We start from the raw sequence: 6,691 nt of genomic DNA, 5'->3' as shown, positions 1-6,691 counted from the left end.
TGACGTACTATAACAATTTCAGATATCAATGGAACTTAAAGAAGATGACTCCTGTTCAATACAGAAATCACCTTCTCAAAGTGGCATGACCTTTTTTAAAAATGTCCTTTACATAGGGTACAGTTTATTTTACTGGTTGACCTTTTTTTAATAGAATCTATTATATCAGTAGCCAGGGTAGGACGTACGGGTGCGTGGGACTCGATCCCGTGAACTAAACTGTCCGCCCCCTACTTGTAGAAACATGTTTGAGGCTGGTTGGGACGCAGATCTCGAATAACAAGCGAAGCTATGACACTACATGGAGGACTAGGGGTACTGGTTAGTAAGTAGAGGAGGAAAAAACAATGAATCCAGTTGTTGGTCTGGATGTGGCAAAAGGAGAGAGCCAAGTTCAGGCATTTTTAGATCAATCTAAACCGTATGGGACGAGCTTTTCAATGAAGCATCGTTTGCTTAGCAAAAAAGCCCCATTCATCATCCCCGATTAACTTCCAACCTTCTGTGTTCATTAAATCTATCACTTTTTTCGCTATGGAACAGTGTAATGTACGCGGTTTTCTCCTTTACTTCGTCAAACCATATCCCAGTTTCTTCATCAAACCATTGCCCATATTTTTTATTTTCTTTAGTAAGCATATTCTTCTCCTTTAAACAATTGTAAAAAGTACAGGAGATAGCGCAGCCGCAATGGCCAGATCACAATTGCCTGGTAAGTTAAAATCTTGGGGTGTTACAAATAAAGGTACTCAAGAAATGATTGCTAACGCTGACTCTTATGCAATAAAGGCAGTAGATTGGATTTTCTTATGAGTTTTATAGATATTCCTAACACGACCCAAGAAATTCGCGGTGCAATCTACGATATTTTTGCCACTAATAACATAATATTGCTCGATAAAAGACGTCAACCTATGTTGGAAAAAATAAGAGAAGAATATAATCATCTAGAAATACCTGATTTGGATGATAAAGAATTTAAAAGCAAGTTATCATCTTTTTTTGAAAAAGAATGGAATGTTTCATTAGAAGAGGTCATCAAAAAATGTAACGAGGATGGCATATTTTCAGAGATTACTAATCATTTAAAATAAAGCAAAAGGATAGCATCTTATGCTATCCTTTTTTTTACTCTTTTCAAATCCACAGGTATCACTGATATCCCCCATATAGACAGTACATGCTCATTTTTGTCTAACTTTTTGGGTTCACTTCAAATTAGTGGTCTCTTTTATTTGTTCAAAAATCAATATTTCTCTAGCCCGAACTTATTTGGGTAAGGAATTTTTTTCCATCTCCATTGAGAACACACGTTTGTAAATGATGGATATTAAGGAGGGGGTATTCTGATGGGGACAATTCGTGATAGAGGGCTTGTAAAATGGCAAGCAGCATTAATAATGCCAGAACATAAAGCTTTAAATAAAAAAATAGGTGAGGTCGATTATTTCCTAAATAAAAAACCCATCCTTGATGAATATCAGGTTGAAGAGTTTGAAAACAGCATTCATTATGCAATGGAATATCATTTACCAATAAGGTTTACATTACATAATGAGGGAAATTCAAAAGAATTGCATGGATACTGTGTGTACATTCATCCTGTTACGAAAGAGTTGCGAATCCAGAAGAAAGATAGCTCCTTTGAGAAGATACAATTCAATGAAATCATTGGTGTGATTGTAGAGGATTAAAAAAAAGCCCTTCTCGTATGAGAAGGTTTTTAATTTTTTATGATGTATAAAAAAAGAGACCACTCATTTAATGGTCTTATTTCGTGCTCTATGAAACTATGAAACATGGTTGCTGTTTAAAAAAATATCTAATCTAGTCCATTTTCTAATATATAAACTTTTGGCTAGTTTCGAAAACTTTTTATTTTCATATTCTAATGTATATCTTATTGGAGGTGATTAAATGTCTAAAGATTTGTGTAAGGAACTCGCAAAAATCCTTAAAGGTGAAGCGCAGCAAAAAAATAATGTATGTATGGTAACAAGGGAGAGAAGAGATTTAAAACCAACAATCCTAGGTCAATCTACTCAATCAGAGATGGTAATTTCTCTTGAGTTTAGTTTTGAACCGATTTCAAAGAAAAGTGAAACTTTAAATTTAGCTGAACTTGTTTTTTTACAGGAAGAAGTGAATCCTTTTTTAAAAGCTATTAAAATGAGTGATCATATAAAAGTTTCGGCAGTACACAACCACTGGTTATTTGAAAAACCACGACTCATTTATATGCACCTTGAATCAATTCAAAGTCCGTTGGAGTTTGCAAAAGAGGTCGCAAAGGCACTAAAAAAAGCTGGTATAAAATAAAACTGTACAAGCCTTTTCCTCTTGATCCATTTAGTGGAACCACTTCAAAACTAAAATTTTCAAATTTAAATTTGGGAGGGGGTAGTTTAGCTCTCCTATTTTTTTAAAACTATTCTGCCCAGTTAGTTCCATTAGAAAAAGGTTGCCGCAGCAACCTGAATTATTGGAAGTGAAGCACCGCTTATCCTATTCAAAGATAAATGCAGGAAAAAAACCAAGTCTTTCTTTGAAATTCAAGACTGAAAATGAACCTGTTGTTACAGTGCCGCCTAAAACTGTGGTCGCTTCTGAGATTAGTAAGGAGCATCCAAGAACAAAGGTGGTGCTACTATTGTTTCCATTCAGAAAACATTATAAAGCTGGTCTTATTGTTGATGGATTTAATGGCCCTAAAACCAAATCAGCACTGCTTATTTTTATAAAACAAACTAAAAATAATTGATAAAAAAACAAGATACTTGCCAAATAAAATATAAAATCCGCCGGGAATTTTTCTGGTACCGTACAACATACCAATAAAGAAGTACAACAAAAAAAATTTTACAAACTTGAACACAAAATCTCTCCTTCTATGCATTTCTTAATTATGAATTATTATTTTTTTCGTAAAAAATGGTCTTTTGATTTCTTTTCAAAATCACTATTAATTACATATCATCATCTGAACAATTGTCATTATGGGAGGATACAGAAAACCTTCTAGTGCAAAGACTTAGTGAATTGGGAGATATAAACTTATAAAAGTAACCTATATGTAGTTTTATAATAAAGGTTGATCGTTTGTAACAAAGTTTAATTAGTTCTAAAAAAGGTTGATAATTATTAAAAAAGTTTGATTAGAACCCTGTAGTTAAATTGGTTTGTATATTTTTCTATGGAATCAGTTTAGCTGAAGAAGAATTTCTTATATAAATACAAACGTAATTGTCGGAATAATAAAACTACACATACTTAATATCAAGCGTAAATCCCCCTTATTTATATTTAATGTTCTATAATGTATGAATATATAACAATATTAATAAAAATACATAGGAGGATTTAAGGAATGCTTGTATTGCTATTTTCTAGTATTTTACTCGGCCTTTCGATTGCTTTGCCGATTGGCACTATCTCAATTGAAATGATTAAACAAGGTTTGAAAAATGGTTTTATGCATGGATGGAGTGTTGGCCTAGGAGGAATGACTATTGATCTAATATTAATTATTCTATTGTTCGTTGGACTAGCTCCAATTTTAACCCTACCATTTATTCAAATACCTTTGTGGATAATAGGTGCTATTTTCTTATTTTATATCGGTTTTGACAGTATAAAAAACGCTGATCACGAAATTACACTGGTAGGTGAAAAATCAACAAAATCATTGAAATCTTCTTATAAAAATGGGCTATTTGTGGCTATATCTCCTGGAAACTTAGTTTTTTGGGTAAGTATTTTTGGCACAATTTTGTCGAATTCATTTGATTCATCAAATATATTTAATTTTTTCATTGTTAGTTTAGGTATTATTATTGGAATTCTAATACACGATATAGGATTAATGGTGATTGTTACTGGTGCTAGAAAATTCTTGAGACCTACATATATTAAATGCGCATCTATCCTTGCTGGAATGGTTTTAATAGGATTTGGTTGTTACTTTTTATATAAATTTATTGAAAGTATCCCAACAATATTGTAAATAGTTAGGAGAAGTTTGTAACCGTCACAATATTCCTCATGCTGGTGGAAATGTAACTCTTATTTTACAACCTTCTCAAATGAGTATTGAAGAGTTCTATGAAGAACAAAATGAGGGTGTCGATAAAGATGGTTCAGCCAGTGTTAGTCCTGACCAAACGAAAATGGATGAAGAAATGATCAACTAATAAATTTGGGCATAAAAGAAGACCGGGATTTCTCCCGGCTAGGGTATGTGTTTTGGATGAAATATTATAACAGAGGGGGAGAGAATGTGTAACCAATTATCGTTCTTTCCGGATTTGGATGAAAAGAAGGTCAGTTCTATCCTTGTGAAAGAACTGACATTGTATAAGCATTGATGATACAACAACAAAATAAAAAAGAATTAAAGGAGAAAGGGATTGTCGGATATATATTCCCTTAGCTTCAAGAGAATGATGTAGCAAACGAATTAAAAGTGATTCAAATGGAAAGAGCCTTAGAATATAGGCTTTACCCAATGGAACGCAAAATCATTGAATTTGAAGTATTTGAGCCATGAAGGGCAGAATGCTATCTATATGGATATGGGGCTACAAAAAGTTGCAATTTTTTCAGATTGCATCCTCCTTAGGGATAATGTAAATAGCAGAAAGACCGATTTTTATTTCGGTCTTTTTTGTTGTTTAATTGTGTCATTAAATTATTTAGAGCATAGAATGAATTAACCCATTTAAGTTCCTCCTTAAAAAAATAAGGAGTGATTGTATGTCAGGTAGTCGTAGAGATGGCTGTTGTGATGGATTTGACGGAGGCTGTGGATTTAGTGGTGGATTTGCCTTTTTAGTTGTATTGTTTATCCTCTTAATTATTGTTGGAGCTAGTTTCTGCGGTGGTTTTGGTGGCGGTTATGGTGGATATGCCCCAGCCTATGGATATGGTGCATGCTGCTAAGAATATCAAAAGCTGACCTAATTTTGGTCAGCCTTTTATTATTTAATTTCTATTTCAGATGGGGTACTTTTAACTTTGTAAATCTGTGTATTTCCCTGATTCTACGCCTTAAAGTAATCGGCTCATTAGTTTAATAAAAACATGGACAAAATCAGGAGAAAAAAGCGGACAAAGTTGCTGCCTTTTTTTTATGCCAATTTTTACAAGATTAATCCAGGAAATAATTCCTGGGAGACGCACAGTTTAAAGTTATATTAGAAATTATAAATCAGTTGTCGGCAATATAAAAGGCGTAATAGACGGTGGACGAAAGGTCATCATGGGTTTAATACAAGTTTTTTCCGGATTGTTTACCGGTGATTTCTCAAAAATGGGGACAGGAATCAAGAATATCTTTTCAGGTTCCATTCAGTTTATTTGAATTTCATGCAGCGAATGTTCTGGGGTAGGCTGCTTAAAGGTATTTATCATTAGCGAAATTAATGGTAAATGCATTCAAGGGCATGTGGGGCAGTATAAAAAATGTTTTTTCTACAGTCATTAAGTGGAGCGTGGATTTTGTAAAGAATCGATTTACTGCAATGAAAAATACAGTGAATACGATTACTACCACTATAAAAAGACTCAGCTCTACTATTTGGAAAGGTATCTTAAACTTTTTCAAATTAGTGATTAAATCTATTGTGGATTTTATTTGAAAACGTTTCCTGAAAATGAATTAATTCAAAACTCCTGAGAGTCGACAGTTATATAAACTTTCCTTACCCGAATTAGAAAGCATATTTGATACTGAAAAAGCAAAAGCCAGGAAAGAACATGACTAATAAAAAAATGTCACCTGTGTAAATCATTTCTACTGGGCTTGTTGCTTTCTCTTCAAAATTAGACGAAACCAAACAAACTGTATCAAAACTGCAATAATTACACCGACTAGAGTATCTGTCATTCTATCTATGGCATAATGTTTCGTTTGGTGTTCAAGTACAAAGACAAATAATATCGTTAGTGCGACTTGATAAATGACTGTTTTGTTAAATTTTAGCCATTGTGTGATATAACATCCTAAAAGAATTAATAGTCCTAAATTCCATCCATTTATACTCATATGTCTTGCAATGAGTACAGTAACGGAAATACCAATCATGGTACCAATTACACGTTGTATGGATTGTTGGACCGTTTTATCAATTGTTGATTGAAGGCATAGAATGACCGAAAGTGGAGCTAAGTAAGGGTGGTCGGAACCCAATAGTTTTGATAATTCCCAGGACAGAGTAGAACCTATTGCTATTTTCCATATTAGAATCGAAAAGTTCTTATTTGGATTTTCATGTTTATTTGTTTTCATATTCACCTCGGGGGTAATATTCTACCTTTATATAGAATTCCTCGTATTTTGAATTTTTATGTAGTTGAAAAAGTCAAAAGTCTCTGGCCAAAAGAAAAAAGGAACGGTTAAATCGCGCCTGGAGAAATATATCCATTCTAGAACTTTCAACTAATTCTCTTAAAGTTTATCTCGGAAAAGCTTAAGCCATCCAGTCCAACCGTTTCCAGGGTTGCAAAAAGTTGAACATATTTACAAAATGAATGCTTCGAAAGAATCTTACTTATTTACAATAAAGTGGCATTATAAACTTCATTTACATAATCTTATAAATTGATGGATATCTTACAGTAGGTTGGAACGTCATTTTGAATTACCCCTTTTATAAAAGGTATGACGTCATTGGCATGGAGCCTTCTGAAAAAA

The 6,691-nt window shown here is 33.2% G+C and carries 11 protein-coding genes; 9 read left to right on the top strand and 2 right to left on the bottom strand.

The window, feature by feature from the left end; genetic code table 11:
• Positions 1–89 (top strand): IS3 family transposase (locus N0M92_RS27730; RefSeq protein WP_260288566.1); only part of this gene is annotated, 89 nt, incomplete at its 5' end.
• A gap of 258 nt (positions 90–347) precedes the next feature.
• A complete protein-coding gene (locus N0M92_RS27725) occupies positions 348–491 on the top strand; it encodes a hypothetical protein (protein ID WP_260288825.1) in 144 nt (47 codons plus the stop codon).
• On the opposite strand, the gene N0M92_RS27720 is transcribed toward N0M92_RS27725, so the two are convergent.
• A complete protein-coding gene (locus tag N0M92_RS27720) occupies positions 478–639 on the bottom strand; it encodes a hypothetical protein (protein ID WP_260288824.1) in 162 nt (53 codons plus the stop codon). The genes N0M92_RS27725 and N0M92_RS27720 overlap by 14 nt on opposite strands.
• A 51-nt stretch (positions 640–690) precedes the next feature.
• Between N0M92_RS27720 and N0M92_RS27715 the strand changes: the two genes are divergently transcribed.
• The 7 genes from N0M92_RS27715 (at position 691) to N0M92_RS27685 (ending at position 4,938) form a co-directional block, all read left to right on the top strand.
• Positions 691–813 carry a hypothetical protein gene (locus N0M92_RS27715; protein WP_260288823.1) on the top strand — a complete coding sequence of 41 codons (123 nt, stop codon included), beginning with the start codon at positions 691–693 and terminating at the stop codon, positions 811–813.
• Complete coding sequence (locus N0M92_RS27710; RefSeq protein WP_260288822.1) at positions 810–1,094, top strand: hypothetical protein; 285 nt, start codon at positions 810–812, stop codon at positions 1,092–1,094. Before N0M92_RS27715 ends, N0M92_RS27710 begins: the two co-directional genes overlap by 4 nt.
• A gap of 255 nt (positions 1,095–1,349) precedes the next feature.
• Entirely contained in the window at positions 1,350–1,694 is a 345-nt protein-coding gene (locus N0M92_RS27705; RefSeq protein WP_260288821.1) for a YolD-like family protein, read from the top strand.
• A gap of 223 nt (positions 1,695–1,917) precedes the next feature.
• The gene (locus N0M92_RS27700; RefSeq protein ID WP_260288820.1) at positions 1,918–2,319 is read left to right on the top strand and encodes a DUF1259 domain-containing protein; all 402 of its coding nucleotides are present in this window, start codon (positions 1,918–1,920) and stop codon (positions 2,317–2,319) included.
• 142 nt (positions 2,320–2,461) lie between these two features.
• Positions 2,462–2,761, top strand: a complete 300-nt coding sequence (locus N0M92_RS27695; protein WP_260288819.1) for a hypothetical protein — start codon at positions 2,462–2,464, stop codon at positions 2,759–2,761.
• 606 nt (positions 2,762–3,367) lie between these two features.
• Positions 3,368–4,003, top strand: a complete 636-nt coding sequence (locus N0M92_RS27690) for a LysE family translocator (protein ID WP_260288818.1) — start codon at positions 3,368–3,370, stop codon at positions 4,001–4,003.
• Between the two features lie 749 nt (positions 4,004–4,752).
• On the top strand, positions 4,753–4,938 hold the full coding sequence (locus tag N0M92_RS27685; RefSeq protein ID WP_192204149.1) for a YjcZ family sporulation protein: 186 nt from the start codon (positions 4,753–4,755) through the stop codon (positions 4,936–4,938).
• An 853-nt stretch (positions 4,939–5,791) separates the two neighbouring features.
• On the opposite strand, the gene N0M92_RS27680 is transcribed toward N0M92_RS27685, so the two are convergent.
• Positions 5,792–6,286: an FUSC family protein gene (locus tag N0M92_RS27680; RefSeq protein WP_260288817.1), complete on the bottom strand. Its 495-nt coding sequence runs from the start codon at positions 6,284–6,286 to the stop codon at positions 5,792–5,794.
• Between the last annotated feature and the right edge of the window lie 405 nt (positions 6,287–6,691).

The sequence above is a fragment of the Peribacillus aracenensis genome (genome assembly GCF_025175645.1).
Lineage (GTDB): Bacteria > Bacillota > Bacilli > Bacillales > DSM-1321 > Peribacillus > Peribacillus aracenensis.
This window is presented reverse-complemented; position numbering and strand designations above follow the sequence as displayed.

Excerpts from the sequence above, each read along its gene's own strand:
- N0M92_RS27725 (WP_260288825.1), top strand. The coding sequence starts at position 348 with ATGAATCCAGTTGTTGGTCTGGATGTGGCAAAAGGAGAGAGCCAAGTT.
- N0M92_RS27720 (WP_260288824.1), bottom strand. The coding sequence starts at position 639 with ATGCTTACTAAAGAAAATAAAAAATATGGGCAATGGTTTGATGAAGAA.
- N0M92_RS27715 (WP_260288823.1), top strand. The coding sequence starts at position 691 with ATGGCCAGATCACAATTGCCTGGTAAGTTAAAATCTTGGGGTGTTACA.
- N0M92_RS27710 (WP_260288822.1), top strand. The coding sequence starts at position 810 with ATGAGTTTTATAGATATTCCTAACACGACCCAAGAAATTCGCGGTGCA.
- N0M92_RS27705 (WP_260288821.1), top strand. The coding sequence starts at position 1,350 with ATGGGGACAATTCGTGATAGAGGGCTTGTAAAATGGCAAGCAGCATTA.
- N0M92_RS27700 (WP_260288820.1), top strand. The coding sequence starts at position 1,918 with ATGTCTAAAGATTTGTGTAAGGAACTCGCAAAAATCCTTAAAGGTGAA.
- N0M92_RS27690 (WP_260288818.1), top strand. The coding sequence starts at position 3,368 with ATGCTTGTATTGCTATTTTCTAGTATTTTACTCGGCCTTTCGATTGCT.
- N0M92_RS27685 (WP_192204149.1), top strand. The coding sequence starts at position 4,753 with ATGTCAGGTAGTCGTAGAGATGGCTGTTGTGATGGATTTGACGGAGGC.
- N0M92_RS27680 (WP_260288817.1), bottom strand. The coding sequence starts at position 6,286 with ATGAAAACAAATAAACATGAAAATCCAAATAAGAACTTTTCGATTCTA.